The sequence below is a fragment of the Vibrio sp. Y176 genome, assembly GCF_033438945.1.
Genome location: NZ_JAWOQS010000599.1, coordinates 1 through 671 on the forward strand (window position 1 = coordinate 1; position 671 = coordinate 671).

At 40.8% G+C, this 671-nt stretch carries 1 protein-coding gene; it reads left to right on the forward strand.

Annotated features, from left to right (window positions below; translation table 11 throughout):
• Positions 1–185 precede the first annotated feature (185 nt).
• On the forward strand, positions 186–671 hold a 486-nt coding region (locus R7O13_RS27530; RefSeq protein WP_318305284.1), incomplete at its 3' end, for a mechanosensitive ion channel family protein.

Here is a 671-nt window from a genome sequence, read left to right on the forward strand (position 1 = left end):
TTGTTTTGCCTATCTTTGCGAAACTCTGACTTTGCCAAATGTAAAAGTTGGGATATTGTGCCAAAAATCTGACACTGTTCAGTTGGGCAATAGGGATATTGTTGTAGATAAGGGCCTATAAAAAACAAGGCTCATAAGTTAACGGCAATTAGATTTATATATCTTTATTTTTGAGGATAAGAATTATGGCAGGTGAATCGATGGGTATCGATACCACTCTAACAGATGGGCTGACTCAAGCTGAGACTTGGCTTACAAACAACTCAGACCTACTTATTCAGTACGGTGTGAACATTATTTCAGCGCTGATTATCCTATTTATCGGTAATATTATCGTTAAAGCAGTCGCTGGCAGTGTTTCCAAAGTACTTGAAAAGAAAAACATGGATAAGGCGGTCGTAGAATTTATTCACGGTCTTGTTCGTTACCTACTATTCGTTATCGTACTTATCGCAGCTCTGGGCCGTTTAGGTGTTCAAACGGCATCTGTTGTTGCTGTAATCGGTGCGGCAGGTCTTGCTGTTGGTCTTGCTCTACAAGGTTCTCTATCAAACTTTGCGGCAGGCGTACTGATTGTTGCATTCCGTCCATTTAAATCTGGCGACTATGTAGAGATTGGCGGCGTAGCGGGTAGTGTTGAAGCAATTCAAATCTTCCAAACAGTTCTAAAA